Source organism: Enterovibrio calviensis DSM 14347, from assembly GCF_000621165.1.
Lineage (GTDB): Bacteria > Pseudomonadota > Gammaproteobacteria > Enterobacterales > Vibrionaceae > Enterovibrio > Enterovibrio calviensis.
This window is the reverse complement of sequence record NZ_KK211218.1, coordinates 309,789-325,758: the sequence shown is the minus strand read 5'-3', so window position 1 is coordinate 325,758 and position 15,970 is coordinate 309,789. Positions and strand designations below refer to the sequence as shown.

The window sequence follows — 15,970 nt, the reverse complement described above, 5'->3', positions numbered from 1 at the left end:
CAGACCAATATCTGCCTCCTGTCGTTATTTACTGTTGATAAGTGTAATAACCCGCTTTATTCATTATTTTCTCCGCCGTTTTATTGGTCTTGTTAAGGGCTTCTTCAACCGTGATTTCGCCAGTCATTGCCTTAGACAAGTTCGTGCCTAGCTCGGTGTTTATCTGTCCCCATACAGGAATGATTGGACGCCAATCAGGGTCAGCATCTTTTAATGCTTCACCGAAAATTTCCATTTGCGGGAATTTGGCAATGACGTCGCTATCTTGGTGAGTAGAGAAACGAGACGGATTACCACCTGCCAGAGCAATTTTCTTATCCGTCTCTTTCGAGGTAAGCCATTGCATCAACAAAAATGCTGCTTCTTTGTTTTGCGCGTTTTTTGGAATCGCAATGCCAAAGCCACCGGTTTGTGAGGCATGCTTCACCCCCATTGGGTGCTTAGCCCATGCCACTTTACCCACCACTTTTGATTTCTCAGGGTCGTCGACCTCACCAGCAACCACAGTTGTGTCGAGGTACATGGCCGCTTTTCCTTGTAGGAATGCATTCTTCGCTTCGGATAAACCAAACGAGGTGCCACCTTCTGGACCACATTCCAAAATGGTCTTCAAGGCGTTACCTGCTTGAATTGCCTGCGGACTGTTCAACGTCGGCTGCCAATTTTCATCAAACACTCTGCCGCCTAACGGGGCGAGGTGAAGAAGAAATGCGTGGGAGGTTTGGTGGCCAGATTTACCACGAGAAGCAAGCCCAACCATGTCTGGCTCTAGCTCTTGGATCTTACAAGAGGTTTCAAGCAGCTCTTCATAGGTCTCTGGCACTTTGATGCCGTGCTTGTCAAAAATGTCTTTTCTGTAACCCAACACTGACGTCTCTGAACCAAAAGGAATGCCAAATAGTGCGCCCGTTGGCCCAGGCAAGTATCCTTTCGCACCGCCAGCAACACCGACATTTTGTACGTAACCATCAATCAGATCGTCAGCGTCGTAACTTGGGTCTGCCAATTTAGGGTTCATGAAAAAACGTGCGAGCGGTTCAATTTGATCGGCCGATACGTAATCCGCTTTGGAAAAAACCACATAGGCGATCAAGTCGTAATCCCCTTTTCGCTTGGTTAATTCGAGTGTTTGCTTTTGACGCATTGCCAAGTATTGAAGTTGGTCAACTTCTACCTCAATGCCCGTCTCTTTTTCAAAATCTGGCAATACCTTCATTACCGCATCATAGTGAGGATGCGCGGGGAAATTGACCACCAGCACTTCACCTTCATAGGGTTTGTAAGGGTTAGAAAGCGCAAAAGGTGAAATCAACATACCCACTGTGGCGATCACCGTGGCCGTGTATCGTTTTAACGTATTGATATTCTGTAACATTGCTCCTCCCGCATAACTGCTTTGGGGTAGATGATGAATGGATTTGGCATGTTGACTCACGTTACTGTGCGTTTGAGTAAACTGCTTTTTCCGTTTTAGAATCAAATAGGTAGATATCGGTATACTTGAGATAGAACGTAATGTTCTCACCTTGTTTGGGTAGAAATTCAGAATCAATTTCAATAGAGATACGCTGTCCGTTAATTTCGGAAACAATGATCGACTGTGAGCCGCAATATTCTGTGACCAAAACGGGTAATGAAATGGGGTTTGAATCAGCAATAGACTCAGTGGAAAATGCAGATGGTCTGAAACCCACATGAATAGAAGATGATGTCTGCGACAAAATAGACAGGGAAGATGCTAATTCCGGAGCGGTTTTTAGGGAAAAACCCTCCCCTTCAACAAAGTACTCACCGTCAGTGTTAATCAGTTCTCCCTCAAGGAAGTTCATTGATGGCGACCCCATAAAACCCGCAACGAATTTATTGATAGGTCTACAAAACAATTCCTCTGGCGTGCCATGCTGTTGAACGTATCCATCATTCATGACGACTATTCTGTCGCCCAATGTCATGGCTTCAATTTGGTCATGCGTCACGTAGATAATGTTTTTGTTTACTTTCTTTCGCATCAGGATCAGTTCAGCACGCATCTGGGCACGAAGTTTGGCATCCAAATTAGATAAAGGCTCATCCATCAATAATGTGGACGCATCGCGAGCCAGCGCTCTGCCCATCGCAACGCGTTGACGCTGCCCGCCTGATAGCTCGCCGGGTTTACGATGGAGAAGATGTTCCAGTCCAAGCATCTCCGATACTTCTTTTACCTTTTTCGCGATGTCTTCTTTGTTGACTTTGGCGAGCCTTAAAGCAAAGGAGATGTTTTTCTCAACATTCATGTGGGGGTATAACGCGTAATCTTGGAAAACCATCGCAAGGTCGCGATCGCGTGGCTCCAACGAACTCACTTCGCGATCACCAATGTATATCCCCCCAGAGGTCACGTCTTCTAACCCCGCGATCATTCTCAGCGTCGTTGATTTACCACAGCCAGATGGGCCGACCAGCACGGTGAACTCATTGTCATCAAAGGTAAGATCAAGACCATGAACGACTTCGACATGATCATAGCGTTTTACTAGGTTTTGAATTCGAATCTGAGGCATCTTCGCTTCCCTTACGTGCTCATGATTTTTTAAACCAACGTCGTATTTCGTTGATAGATTTTTCGAAGTGACACTCGCTTAACCAAACGAAGGAATATCGACAGCAGTTGTATTCCTTTCGCTAAGCACCGTATCACTCCCGGCTCTCAACTGGTCTATTAACAATACCAGAAGACTTGAAGACCAATATGCCAACTGAGCACTTTTTGTCCAAAATAAGATTTAGTTCTTAATTACCAGTGTAATTTTAGAAATAGATCTTAGTTTTGATTCACACAAGAAAATCTTCCACCCTTAAATCCCCCCCTACCAATACAAACTTAACCTGCTGATAAAAAACAAATATAAGGCAGGTTACGTAATAGCCAAATGCTAAAACCCGCGTATTGTTTCGGGTTAAACGTATGAAATGTAGATACGTAATCCACTAGATCATTAGTTTTGTGGCTTCCATTTTTTCAAAACATTGTTAAGAATAAAATCAACTGGTACGCTTTATATACCATTAAGGTCGAGGCGTACCTCTGTACCCAAATGAAAATGATGAAAGACGCAATCACTCATCGAATACGGAGAACACCATGCGAAACGCACCCGTCGTTGCAATCACTTTGGGGGATCCATCTGGTATTGGTCCTGAACTGGTGGCCAAACTACTCGCCAATGAACAGCGTGTTCGTCACTGCCATTGCGTCTTAGTTGGCGATGGGTGGTTATGGAGCAATGCACAGACACTGACAGGATTGATGCATGACCTTCCGGTGATTAACGCATTTGAGGAGGCAAAACATACACCCGTAGGTAGCGTGTGTTTCCTTCCCGTCTCCACGATGACAGAAACGGATCACAAAGTAGGTGTTGCGAATAAAGAAAGTGGTGCGTCAGTGCTCAACGTACTGACCATGTGCCTAGATGCAGCGAAGGCTTCTGAAATAGATGCCATTTGTTTCGCGCCCCTTAACAAGCAAGCCATGAAGCTGGCAGGGATGCCTTTTGAGGATGAACTGCACTTTTTTGCCGATCAGCTAGAGGTGAAAGAATACTTCTGTGAATTCAACACACTCGGAGATATTTGGACCTCTCGGATCTCGTCACACGTGCCATTCAAAGATGTCACGCAATACATATCTCAAGACAGAATCATTGAGGCAACCAAACTCATCCACGATTGCCTTATCCAGTCTGGGATAGCCCGTCCCAAAATAGCCATTGCAGCACTCAATCCGCATGGTGGTGATGGGGGTATTTGTGGCAGAGAAGAAATAGAGATCATCCAACCCGCCGTCAAGACGCTCCAGGAGCAACATTACCCGGTCAGTGGCCCTTTTCCGGCGGACACCCTCTTTTTAAAAGTCAGAGACGGAGAGTTTGATGCCGTGGTCACCATGTATCACGACCAAGGTCAAATCGCGATAAAGCTCCTTGGTTTCGAAAAAGGCGTTACCGTTCAAGGCGGCCTTCCCATTGCAATTACAACCCCCGCTCATGGCACTGCGTTTGATATATCCGGTAAAAACCAAGCCAACGTTAACGCCACACTGAATGCATTCAATCTCGCTTGCGTCATGGCTCAATCAGCCTTCAAAGAAACGTTGGCAATAAATAACACAGAGGCATAAATGAAAATCACATCCGTTAAAGCAAGAGTTTTCCAATGGAAAGGAAAAACGGTACCACCCTCACAGCATTTTTGTTCCAACGCGAAAGACCTGCTTTGGAGTAAAGGGGATTCAATGGGCACGTTTCGATTTCACGATTGGGCCGTCATCGAAATTGAAACAGACACCGGATTGGTCGGAATAGGCAACGTCGCCCTTGCACCTCGCATAGCAAAAGAGATCATTGATCTCTACCTTGCCCCGCTCATTATTGGTCACGACCCCTTTGACTATGAATACCTATGGCAATTGATGTATCGGTCCACATTAGCATGGGGACGCAAAGGCATTGGTATGGCAGCAATATCTGGTGTGGATATCGCGATTTGGGATTTGATGGGCAAAGCAACGGGCAAACCCGTATTCAAGTTACTGGGGGGACGAACCAAAGAGACGATCCCCGTCTACGCCTCTAAGCTTTACCGAACAGATTTGGATGAGATGCAACGCGAGGCGCAGTCTTATCTGGATCAGGGGTTCAACATGCTAAAAATGCGTTTCGGTTATGGCCCTAATGATGGCCCGCAAGGCATGAGAGAAAACATCAAAAGCGTAGAAGCCGTTAGAGAAGTAATTGGGGATGACGTTGATCTTATGCTCGAGTGCTACATGGGCTGGAACCTAGAATACGCAAAACGCATGCTCCCTAAACTTGAGAAGTTTGAACCCCGCTGGTTAGAAGAACCAGTGATCGCTGATGATATCGACGGGTATGCAGAGTTAAACCGACTGACCACTATACCTATTTCAGGCGGTGAGCATGAATTTACCAGTCACGGCTTCAAAGAACTTCTCGATAAACGTGCGGTGTCCGTCATTCAGTACGACACAAACCGTGTCGGTGGTATTACCGCAGCGCGTAAAATCAATGCACTTGCAGAGGTTTATAGTGTTCCCGTTATTCCTCACGCAGGTCAAATGCACAACTATCATCTCACCATGTCGACGCTCGCATCACCGATTTCTGAATTCTTCCCAGTGCACGATGTAGAAGTGGGGAATGAACTCTTTTACTACATCTTTGAAGGCGAGCCAGTGCCACAGAACGGCTCCATTAACTTAGACGACAACACTCCCGGTCTTGGTATTTCAATTTCTGATAAATATCTCAATGACTTCAACATTATTGAGTGAGGGAACACACATGTCATTTTACCGCATTATTCAATACAAGAGCCCAACAGGCCCTCGTGTAGCCAAAGTGCTAGACGGCGAAAGCCTTCAAGCGCTTTCATTGCCATTAACGACTTACGAGCTTGTTAACATGGCCGTAAACGAAGAGACGACGCTGACCTCGCTGATCGACAGTTTGCTCTCCGAGCATACGATGAGCTACCAAAGCGTGATTGATGATGGACTGCTGCTTCCGCCGATACACCATCCTGATAATGCACATTGTTTTGTCGCGGGCACAGGCTTGACCCATCTAGGTAGCGCCGATACTCGGGACGCCATGCATGCAAAAATTGCCGATGAGGAGGCAGCACTGACCGACTCCATGCGTATGTTTAAAATGGGGTTTGAAGATGGAAAAGCCACCCCACAGCACATCGCCTCTCAGCCAGAATGGTTCTACAAAGGAACGGGAAATATCATACGTCGTCCTTATGGCACCATTGAATCACCGGCATTTGCGCAAGATGCGGGAGAAGAGCCTGAGTTGGTTGGTGTTTATGTCAATGACAGTAATGGCACACCACATCGGGTTGGCTTTGCCATAGGCAATGAATTTTCAGACCATGTCACCGAACGTCACAACTATTTGTGGCTTGCTCACTCCAAGCTTCGTCAAGCCAGTTTTGGCCCCGAACTCATGATCGGTGACTTGCCTCCTTCATTAGAAGGCAGCAGTAAAATTATTCGAAACAACAGTGTGATATGGGAAAAGCCCTTCACCTCGGGTGAAGACAACATGTCGCACAATATTAAGAACCTAGAGCACCACCACTTTAAATACGCCCTTTTCTGTCAACCGGGTGATCTGAATATCCACTATTTCGGCACATCAACCTTGAGCTTTGCCGATGGCATCGAAACACAAGACGGTGATGTATTTGAAATCTGTGTGCCGGAGTTTGGTAAGCCTCTCCGTAATACACTGACCATGACTACAAAGACGTCTAGTCATCCAATCCATATTGCAGCCTTGCGCTAAAACAACGAAGGAATGGGAAGAATGAATAGGGATACGCTGATTCTGAACCAAAAAAGTGCTCATACCCTCGGCTTTTTTGATGCGGAAAAAGGGGAAGCCATCACGCAGATCATACTGCCAAATTACCCACATGAATTTGTCGTAGATTCAAACCGTGAATTCGCCTACGTCGGTCATTATGGCGTTGAAAATTCGGGGATCATCGGCGACAACGGCGGTTGCGATATTTTCGTTATCGACATCAAGCGAAAGGAACATGTTCGCACCATCAGTGCCTGGCCATACTATCGCATTCATGGCCTTGCCATGGACGACCAAGACAGACTTTATGCCATGAGTGAGTCGCACAACGTCATGGTGATATACGAAAACCCACAAACAGCAACAGCGCCGGACCGTGCATTGCCTTCTGGCGGACTTAAGACGCACCTTTTTTCATTAAGCGCCGACGGTGAAACCGCATTTTGTCTGAACTTGCTTAGTCATACGGTAACCAAAATACGACCTTGGGAACCCACCGTTGAACCCATACCAATGTATCCGGGTAAAAAACCAGAGGGAAACTGCCTGGCACAAGACGGTAAAACACTCTTTGTCACGAACCGTCTAGACAACAGCATCGTTGCCGTTGATACATCGTCTTTAGAGGTGAAAGCGTCGGCGGAGTCAGGCCAAGACCCTACCCGTGTCTACCTTTCACCCAATCAACAATTGTTTGTTACCAATTATCAAGGCGGTTCAATCTCTATTTATGATCAAACGTTGATGCCACAAGGCGTGATTGAACTACCTGCAGATCCCATTGCAGTGAGTTTTCATCCTGACGGTACAACGGCTTATGTCTCCATGACAAACGATCAAGTTGCAGTGTTGGATGTCAACAACACCCATATTTTACGCACCTTTGATTGCTTAGCAGAGCCAGATGTTTCTTTCCTACTGCCCGCATATTCATAGAGTTAAGGAGTTTACTAATGTCAGTTCAGGGAAATATGTTTATTGGTGGTCACGCAGTTCATGGCACCAATGGAAGCATTCAAGGGTTTGACCCAAAGACCAACGAAAAGCTTGAACCGTCTTTCGGGCTGGCGACCTGTGAGGATGCCGATAAAGCCTGCGTGTTAGCCGCGGGAGCCTTTCAGTTGTTTCGTCATACCTCTGCTTCTCAACGCGCCGACTTATTACGTCTTATTGCTGATAACATCATGGCGCTCGGTGACACACTGATAGAAAGGGGCATGAAAGAAACGGGATTGCCAGCAGCAAGACTTGAAGGCGAACGCGCCAGAACAGCCAATCAGCTTCGACTATTCGCCGATGTCATCCAAGATGGCAGTTGGCAAGGTGTGAGAATAGATACCGCCCTACCCGATCGCCATCCGCTTCCTAGGCCGTTTCTTGGGGTAAGAAAAATTCCACTTGGGCCCGTTGTTATCTTCGGATCAAGTAACTTTCCATTGGCATTTTCTGTGGCTGGTGGAGATACCGCGTCAGCACTTGCTGCAGGCTGTCCCGTGATCGTTAAAGGCCATTCCGCACACCCAGGCGTCTCTGAGTTGGTCGGACGCTGTATTGTAGATGCATTAGCCGAATTGAACTTTCATCCGGGCACATTTTCATTAGTGTTTGGTTCTGGCAATGAGATTGGTCAGCACTTAGTCTCACACCCAGAAATAAAAGCGGTGGGTTTTACGGGTTCGCAATCAGGTGGTACCGCATTGATGTCACTTGCTCAGCAACGTGAAGAGCCTATCCCTGTGTATGCAGAAATGAGTAGCATCAATCCAGTGGTATTCATGCCCGCCTCCCTAGCAGCACAAACAGCATCACTAGCTGAACAGTTTTATGCATCACTCATGATGGGAGCGGGTCAATTCTGTACCAACCCAGGCCTCGTGATTGCGCTCAAGAGTGAGGCGCTGACTCATTTCAAACAGCACATGTCCAAACTCATGGAAGGCAATTGTGCAGGCTCAATGCTAACGCCCTCAATATTTTCCTCTTACTGCGAAAACAAGAGCGCATTGATCAACAGCCCAGAAGTAAGCGTTATCACGCAAGGGCATGCTGAAGGTCATAATGCCTGTGAACCCGCCTTTGTCGAAGTAGAAGCCTCTGATTTTATAAAAGATCGCGCACTGCATAGAGAAGTCTTTGGCTCGTTCTCAATGTTAGTGGCGTGCAACAGCGAGCAAGAAGCCCTTGATGTCTTGGGATCACTGGAAGGCCAACTCACCGGTACAATTCACTATAGTGAAAGTGACGACCAAACCTTCGCACAGCAGTTGATTGATACAATGGAACTGAAAGTCGGAAGAATTCTTTTCAATGGTTTTCCAACCGGTGTAGAAGTCTCAACGGCAATGGTACATGGCGGCCCCTATCCATCTACCTCAAATAGCCAAACAACCTCCGTCGGCAGCATGGCTATCGAGCGCTTTGTGAGACCCGTTTGCTATCAGAACGTGCCAAATACGCTTCTTCCTCCAGAAATTAACCCCAACAACCCTCTTTCCATTCCTCGTCATATTGATGGCGAGCCTGAGAAGAGGTAGCGATATGGCTGATATTTCATCACTTCTGATCGAAGGTCTAGAGGTACAACAACTTTGCACTGGCGCCATTTGGGCCGAAGGGCCCGTTTGGCTGCCGGATCAAAATGCGGTTGTATTCAGTGATGTCAAAGGATGCAAACTTCTACGTTGGCATCCCCAAGAAGGGCTGACTGTTCTAAAAGACAATTCGCATTTTAGTAATGGCAACTACCTCGACCTCGATGGAAATTTGCTCAGCTGTGAACACGGCAGGCGTGGTATCAGCCGCACGTTACCTAACGGAGAGAACGAGATCCTCGTTGATAATTATGACGGCAAGCGGCTCAATAGTCCAAATGACCTCATCGTTAAGCGCGACGGAACCATTTGGTTTTCGGATCCACCCTACGGTATTTTAAGCGACGAAGAAGGCTTCAAATCATCAAGTGAAATGGTGGGATGCTATGTCTATCGGTTTGATCCTTTAACCGGTGAACTCGACATCATGACAACCGACGTTCAACGCCCTAATGGACTCGCTTTCTCGCCAGATGAGTGCACACTCTATGTCGCAGATATGTCGGTAGTGGAATTTCCCGTCAAAGGACGCAGGGAAATAAGAGCGTTTCAAGTGGGTAACGATGGTTTTCTTAGCGGAGGAAAAACACTATGTGTCGTTGAACCTGGAATTCCAGATGGGTTTCGGATAGATACGCAAGGCAATATCTTCTGTAGTTGCGACAGTGGTATCGCGGTTATTGATAACAAAGGTAACAAACTTGGGCTCATTCCCGTGCCGGAACGTGTCAGTAATTGTACGTTCGGAGGCCAAGATCAATCCTATTTGTACATCACCGCCACCACCTCTTTATACGGTATTCAGCTCAACACATCAGGAATACAATATACACACCTTATCGAGTCGCCTTAACGACGAAACAACACAAGATGCAGACAATAAAAAAGGGGAGCCGAGGCTCCCCTTTCTTGCAAAATCTATTCTGTAAAATTACAGAGCAGCTTTCGCTTTCTCAACAAGTACAGAGAAAGTTGCTTTGTCGAATACAGCGATATCTGCAAGGATCTTACGATCGATTTCGATAGACGCTTTCTTCAGACCGTTGATGAAACGGCTGTAAGACATACCATTCTGACGAGCCGCAGCATTGATACGTGCAATCCAAAGTTGACGGAATTGACGTTTCTTCTGACGACGGTCACGGTAAGCGTATTGACCAGCTTTGGTAACTGCTTGGAAAGCTACGCGGTAAACACGTGAACGTGCACCGTAGTAACCTTTAGCTTGTTTTAGAACTTTCTTGTGACGTGCACGAGCTTGTACACCACGTTTTACGCGAGCCATGGACTCTCTCCTAAACTAAATCGTTAATAAACTAAGAAAAATTATGCGTATGGAAGCATACGAACAACTGCTGCTACTTCGCACTTAGGCAAAATCGCGTTTGGACGCAGTTGACGTTTGTTCTTAGTAGTACGCTTAGTCAGGATGTGACGTTTAGTTGCGTGCTTGAACTTGAAGCCGCCAGCAGTTTTCTTGAAACGCTTAGCTGCACCTTTGTTTGATTTCATCTTAGGCATGATGAATAACTCCGCATTGTATGCATGTTAATAACAATGTAATCCGGCGAACAAAGAGGCTATGCCATAAGGCATAGCCTCTTATGTTACTTGTATGCCGAAATTACTTCTTTTTAGGGGCAAGAACCATGATCATTTGACGACCTTCGATTCGAGTCGGGAAGCTTTCTACCAAACAAATTTCGGCAGTGTCTTCCTTCAAACGATTCAAAACGTCAACACCGATTTCTTGGTGCGCCATTTCGCGACCACGGAATCGGATTGTAACCTTGACCTTGTTACCCTCTTCAATAAAGCGAACCAGGTTGCGTAGTTTTACCTGATAGTCGCCAATGTCGGTACCAGGTCGGAATTTGATTTCCTTAACCTGAATAACCTTTTGCTTTTTCTTCTGCTCTTTCGCAGCCTTGCTCTTTTCGAATATGAACTTACCGTAGTCCATCACACGACAGACAGGCGGCTCGGCATTAGGGCTGATTTCAACCAGATCTACTCCCGCCTCTTCAGCGACCTTAATCGCTTCCTGGAGAGTAACAACTCCAATCGCTTCACCATCAAGACCTGTCAAACGAACTTCGTCAATACCACGAATTTCATCATTCAAGCGATGAGCATTTTGTTTAACCGGGGCTTTTCTTGCGCCTTTAATACCTTATTCCTCCAAAATATTGAGCGTTCGGGTACGAACTTCGTTCTCGAGCAGAGAAACAAAATCTTCAATCTTGAATTTACCCAAATCTTTACCTTTGCGAGTACGTACTGCAATTTCGCCAGCTTCCATTTCCTGGTCGCCACAAACAAGCATGTAAGGTACGCGCTTCAAAGTATGTTCGCGGATTTTAAAGCCAATCTTCTCGTTTCTCAAGTCCGCTGATGCTCTAAATCCTGCTTTTTGCAGTTTTTTCGCTACTTCCTGAACATATTCGGCCTGATTGTCGGTGATATTCATCACAACAGCTTGCTGAGGAGCCAACCAAGTCGGGAAATGTCCTGCGTATTCTTCGATCAAAATACCGATGAAACGTTCTAATGAACCAAGAATCGCACGGTGAATCATTACTGGGGTGTGACGTTCGTTGTCTTCGCCAACGTACGTTGCGCCCAAACGCTCAGGCAGAGCGAAATCGAGTTGCACAGTACCACACTGCCATGCGCGATCCAAACAATCATGCAACGTAAATTCAATCTTCGGTCCGTAGAAGGCACCTTCGCCGTCCAGAATCTCAAATTTGATGCCCATTGCGTCAAGTGCTTCAGCCAAAGCTGTTTCAGCACGGTCCCACATTTCGTCAGAACCAACACGCTGTTCAGGGCGAGTTGATAGTTTAACGACGATTTCATCAAAACCAAACGTTTTGTATGTGTCGTATACCATCTCAATGCAAGATGTAACTTCTTTCTGAACCTGTTCAGGCGTACAGAAGATGTGTGCATCATCTTGAGTGAAGCCACGAACGCGCATCAAGCCGTGTAGAGCGCCTGATGGCTCGTTACGGTGACAACTACCAAATTCTGCCATACGTAATGGCAGATCACGGTAAGATTTCAAACCTTGGTTAAAAATCTGAACGTGACCAGGACAGTTCATTGGCTTCAGTGCATACTCACGGCTCTCAGACTGAGTCGTGAACATGTAATCAGCATATTTTTCCCAGTGACCTGAACGTTCCCAAAGAACGCGATCCATGATCAATGGGCCTTTTACTTCCTGATAATCGTATTCAGTCAGCTTTTCACGAATGAACACTTCCAGCTCGCGGAAAACAGTCCAACCGTTGTGGTGCCAGAACACCATACCCGGCGCTTCTTGCTGCATGTGGTACAGATCAAGTTGCTTACCTAGTTTACGGTGGTCGCGCTTCGCTGCTTCTTCAAGACGAACAAGGTGCGCTTTTAATTCTTTTTTGTCGTAAAACGCAGTGCCGTAGATACGTTGCAGCATTTTATTGTCACTGTTGCCGCGCCAGTAAGCACCAGCAACATTCAGAATCTTGAAGTTTTGGCAGAAGCTCATGTTCGGCACGTGCGGACCGCGGCACATGTCGATGTATTCTTCATGGTGGTAAAGTCCTGGGCGGTCGTCACGAGAAACGTTTTCGTCCAGAATTTCAATTTTGTAAGACTCGCCACGTGATTCAAACGTATCACGTGCTTCTTGCCAGCTAACATTCTTCTTAACGACGGCATATTTGGTTTTCGCCAAATCCTTCATGCGCTTTTCAATCGCATCTAGGTCTTCTTGGGTCAATGAACGATCCAAGTCGATGTCGTAATAGAAGCCACTGTCGATGGTAGGGCCGATTGCCATTTTAGCATCAGGGAACAGTTGCTTGATCGCGTGACCTAGCAAGTGTGCGCAAGAGTGACGGATGATTTCTAGACCATCAGCATCTTTTGCAGTGATGATTTCAAGCTTGGCGTCGTTTTCGATAAGGTCACATGCATCAACACGTTGACCGTCAACACGACCAGCAATACAGGCTTTGGCAAGACCAGGGCCGATGTCAAAAGCAACATCGTACGTCGACACAGGGTTGTCGAATGAACGCTGGCTACCATCAGGAAGAGTAATTACAGGCATTTTATTGTCCTATTTACAGTGGTGCTACATACGCAGTAGCACTTGTTGAATTTATTTCTTGTTAGTAACAATACGTTAGAAACAAGGAGATTATTGAGCGGGTTCATAAGCGCGTCTTTTTGGTACAAATCAAAATGGACGTGCTAAAACCGGAGTGGAATTGTAACCATGTGACAGAATAACGCAACTAATCTGGGGGTCACCAGGCTCACTCATCGATTCACTTCTCTCTATATATGGGCTGTATTTGGGAAGACAGTACCTTTTTTGTCACTAACACCTTGCTCATTACCGCTCGTTTTGGGTTGCCATTGTAAAACCCCTTCCTTACCCTTGCGCTATGACTTATCTGCTTCTTTTGGGGATACATGGAAAACCAATCTATTCAGGATGTCGTCAGTGAACTACTGACAGAAAATGGCGACGCTCATTCACAACAAGCCATTATTGAACAACTAAAACTTGAAACGTCGCCAGTCGATTTGGCACTCCTTCTCGAATCACTTCCTTTTGCCGAACGTCTAAGTACTTGGGATCAGCTTGCTGACTCCATGAAAGTACCGGTATTGGTCGAAATGCGAACGGATGCCAGCGCATCCATTCTTTACGATCAAGAAGAAGACGTTTTACTCTCGCTGTTTACTGGTATTAATGCAGATACCCTGCTTGAACTTCAAGATAGTATCCCCGATCACTTGCTCGAGAATGTCCTCGGGCGCATGGATGAAGAGCAGCAAAACCGTTACTCGGCCGCACAACAATTTGATGACAATGAAGTTGGCCACTGGTGCGATCATCAGCCGTTGGTTGTCCCCGCAAAAACCAAAATCAAAGTGGTAATGCGATTGCTACGTCGTCATTTGCCACCGCACAGCCATGTGATATTTCTGGTAGATAGCCGAGGTAATTGGGAAGGAACAGTTCGGATCAATCGTCTGTTTGGCGTTGACCCCGCCTTGCGTATTTCAGAATTTTCAGAAGATGACTTTCCTTCGCTGAATGCGAAAGAAGGTATTTACTCCGCCGCGGACAAAGTGGCATTGAGCGGTGAGTCATCGTTACCCGTCGTAACGGAAAGTGGTTTGCTCATTGGCCGCTTAGACATGGGCACTGCGTATGAACTCCAAAGCGAAAAAGCAGAATCTCAATTAATGGCAAAAGCCGGTCTTGATGAAGACGAGGATCTGTTTGCGCCTGTGCGTAAAAGTGCCCAAAACCGAGCCATCTGGCTTGGCATTAACCTTATGACTGCATTTTTAGCGTCGTGGTTTATCGGAATGTTCGAAGCAACCCTTCAGCAAGTCGTTGCGCTGGCGGTATTGATGCCAGTAGTCGCATCCATGGGTGGCATTGCTGGCAGTCAAACACTCACTCTGATTGTGCGCGGTTTGGCGTTGGGGCAAATCTCAAAAGCCAACCTCAAACCCCTTCTGACGAAAGAAATAAAGGTCGGTGCGCTAAACGGCGTATTGTGGTCAATCGTCATTGGTCTGGTTGCGGGGTATTGGTTTGATAGTTTGTGGCTAGGTGTGGTTATTGGCGTCGCCATCGTTGTTAACATTGTTTGCGCTGCTATCGCGGGGATCTTTATTCCCGTCATACTCGATAAGCTCAAAATCGACCCCGCTCTTTCGGGCTCGGTCATTCTCACCACCGTCACTGACATTGTTGGTTTTGTTGCCTTCTTGGGGCTCGGTAGCTTATTGCTAATTGGCTGATTGGCTAACAAACCGATTGGCTCACGCGACTCGCGGTTAGCCAAACGAAAAAGCCTCAGTTCATTTCACTGAGGCTTTTTCTTACAACAACATAGGCAATGTTTCGCGCTTCTATTTTAGGTGCCCTGAAAAATTGGTGCCCTTTGCCATGCGGTCATACAAAATCACATTCACAGCAGCAGCCAAGTTCATGCAACCATTGGTTGGCACGTAAATGGTTTCAGCACAGAAATCCGTGATCTCTTTTTTCAGTGAGTTATCTTCTGGGCCAAAGATGTAAAACGCACGAGCAGGATGCTTATAGTCAGGCAATGGTTTTGCGCCTTCAGCCAGTTCCACAGCAATAGGAATACATCCCACTGGAACGATCGCTTTGAGATCTTCAACGCCAATTAACGGTGTGTCTAACACTCGGTTTTTTGTGTCGGTGCAAAATTTTGCTGCCCTGTCGTAACGTGTCCCCGTGTAAAACACTGAATTAACGCCGTAACAGCCAGCGGCACGCATAACAGAACCCACATTTTCGGGAGTTTTTGGGTTAACTAACCCGATACAACTGTAGCCTTGTTTCATTTTTCAGATAACGCCATGAATTAAATTGCCGACATTCTACATCAAATTGCAGTTTTCCTCTCGGATTGAAAACAGTTTAATTCGAAAAGCAAAAAGCACACGTTATGCGTATGCCATACCACAAGACGTCACTTCCCGCTTTTATACAGAAGCACCAATATACAAAAGCGCCAAGCACCTTGCTTGTCATCCTAACGGCGCGTAATCAGCCTATGTTTTCTCTTCTCACTCCTCGGCATTCACACGACGTTCACGCGTGAATCCACAGTGATTTGCACCAACGTCTAATTTTTTCATCACTTTGCATGTTTTGAGTGACATTAGATTTAGGCACTTAGTCAACAGCCCACAAGATTGACCGAAAAGTCAGTGCGTTAGATGAAACTAGACTCTCATAAAAACTAGACATTCAGGCTCAACGATCACTCATCAAAGCAAGTTGCATCAAGAACACGAGCGAAACGACGGATGGGTTCATCGCTCAGTCACAGGAGTTTGCAAAACGTTTAGATATCTCACGACGATGAGGTAGACGCATTTTGACGGATTGCATGCAAACGGTCTCGGAAATAGCAGTACGAGACATTTATGGAACGTGAAATAACTTCA

Annotated in this window: 14 protein-coding genes; 7 read left to right on the top strand and 7 right to left on the bottom strand. The window is 46.3% G+C overall.

Translation table 11 applies throughout. From position 1 onward, the window contains the following. Nucleotides 1–28 precede the first annotated feature (28 nt). Together Q365_RS0122660 and Q365_RS0122655 are read right to left on the bottom strand one after the other, a co-directional pair. The gene (locus Q365_RS0122660) at nucleotides 29–1,375 is read right to left on the bottom strand and encodes an extracellular solute-binding protein (protein WP_028025503.1); all 1,347 of its coding nucleotides are present in this window, start codon (nucleotides 1,373–1,375) and stop codon (nucleotides 29–31) included. Nucleotides 1,376–1,436: 61 nt separating this feature from the next. After that, nucleotides 1,437–2,543, bottom strand: coding sequence for an ABC transporter ATP-binding protein (locus Q365_RS0122655; RefSeq protein WP_028025502.1), 1,107 nt, complete (start codon nucleotides 2,541–2,543; stop codon nucleotides 1,437–1,439). 581 nt (nucleotides 2,544–3,124) lie between these two features. Here Q365_RS0122655 and Q365_RS0122650 point away from each other — a divergent pair. From Q365_RS0122650 to Q365_RS0122625, 6 genes are read left to right on the top strand one after another with little or no spacing between them, the layout of a single operon-like run. Further along, nucleotides 3,125–4,162, top strand: coding sequence for a 4-hydroxythreonine-4-phosphate dehydrogenase PdxA (locus tag Q365_RS0122650; RefSeq protein ID WP_028025501.1), 1,038 nt, complete (start codon nucleotides 3,125–3,127; stop codon nucleotides 4,160–4,162). Next, nucleotides 4,163–5,335 carry an L-rhamnonate dehydratase gene (locus Q365_RS0122645; RefSeq protein ID WP_028025500.1) on the top strand — a complete coding sequence of 391 codons (1,173 nt, stop codon included), beginning with the start codon at nucleotides 4,163–4,165 and terminating at the stop codon, nucleotides 5,333–5,335. A gap of 10 nt (nucleotides 5,336–5,345) precedes the next feature. Beyond that, the gene (araD1, locus tag Q365_RS0122640; protein WP_028025499.1) at nucleotides 5,346–6,356 is read left to right on the top strand and encodes an AraD1 family protein; all 1,011 of its coding nucleotides are present in this window, start codon (nucleotides 5,346–5,348) and stop codon (nucleotides 6,354–6,356) included. A gap of 21 nt (nucleotides 6,357–6,377) precedes the next feature. Beyond that, nucleotides 6,378–7,313 carry a YncE family protein gene (locus Q365_RS0122635; RefSeq protein ID WP_028025498.1) on the top strand — a complete coding sequence of 312 codons (936 nt, stop codon included), beginning with the start codon at nucleotides 6,378–6,380 and terminating at the stop codon, nucleotides 7,311–7,313. A gap of 17 nt (nucleotides 7,314–7,330) precedes the next feature. Beyond that, on the top strand, nucleotides 7,331–8,911 hold the full coding sequence (locus Q365_RS0122630; protein WP_028025497.1) for an aldehyde dehydrogenase (NADP(+)): 1,581 nt from the start codon (nucleotides 7,331–7,333) through the stop codon (nucleotides 8,909–8,911). Nucleotides 8,912–8,915: 4 nt separating this feature from the next. Next, complete coding sequence (locus tag Q365_RS0122625) at nucleotides 8,916–9,821, top strand: SMP-30/gluconolactonase/LRE family protein (RefSeq protein WP_035025600.1); 906 nt, start codon at nucleotides 8,916–8,918, stop codon at nucleotides 9,819–9,821. A 78-nt stretch (nucleotides 9,822–9,899) separates the two neighbouring features. Here Q365_RS0122625 and rplT read toward each other — a convergent pair whose 3' ends face one another. The 4 genes from rplT to thrS form a co-directional block, all read right to left on the bottom strand. Next, nucleotides 9,900–10,253 carry a 50S ribosomal protein L20 gene (gene rplT / locus Q365_RS0122620; protein WP_016962081.1) on the bottom strand — a complete coding sequence of 118 codons (354 nt, stop codon included), beginning with the start codon at nucleotides 10,251–10,253 and terminating at the stop codon, nucleotides 9,900–9,902. A 41-nt stretch (nucleotides 10,254–10,294) separates the two neighbouring features. Beyond that, the gene (rpmI, locus tag Q365_RS0122615; protein WP_017010327.1) at nucleotides 10,295–10,489 is read right to left on the bottom strand and encodes a 50S ribosomal protein L35; all 195 of its coding nucleotides are present in this window, start codon (nucleotides 10,487–10,489) and stop codon (nucleotides 10,295–10,297) included. A gap of 103 nt (nucleotides 10,490–10,592) precedes the next feature. Beyond that, on the bottom strand, nucleotides 10,593–11,138 hold the full coding sequence (infC, locus tag Q365_RS0122610) for a translation initiation factor IF-3 (RefSeq protein WP_081796374.1): 546 nt from the start codon (nucleotides 11,136–11,138) through the stop codon (nucleotides 10,593–10,595). 3 nt (nucleotides 11,139–11,141) lie between these two features. Then, nucleotides 11,142–13,070: a threonine--tRNA ligase gene (gene thrS, locus Q365_RS0122605; RefSeq protein WP_028025494.1), complete on the bottom strand. Its 1,929-nt coding sequence runs from the start codon at nucleotides 13,068–13,070 to the stop codon at nucleotides 11,142–11,144. Nucleotides 13,071–13,438: 368 nt separating this feature from the next. On the opposite strand from thrS, the gene Q365_RS0122595 reads away from it, so the two are divergent. After that, nucleotides 13,439–14,788, top strand: coding sequence for a magnesium transporter (locus tag Q365_RS0122595; RefSeq protein ID WP_028025493.1), 1,350 nt, complete (start codon nucleotides 13,439–13,441; stop codon nucleotides 14,786–14,788). Between the two features lie 111 nt (nucleotides 14,789–14,899). Here Q365_RS0122595 and Q365_RS0122590 read toward each other — a convergent pair whose 3' ends face one another. Continuing rightward, a complete protein-coding gene (locus tag Q365_RS0122590; RefSeq protein WP_028025492.1) occupies nucleotides 14,900–15,361 on the bottom strand; it encodes an RNA methyltransferase in 462 nt (153 codons plus the stop codon). Between the last annotated feature and the right edge of the window lie 609 nt (nucleotides 15,362–15,970).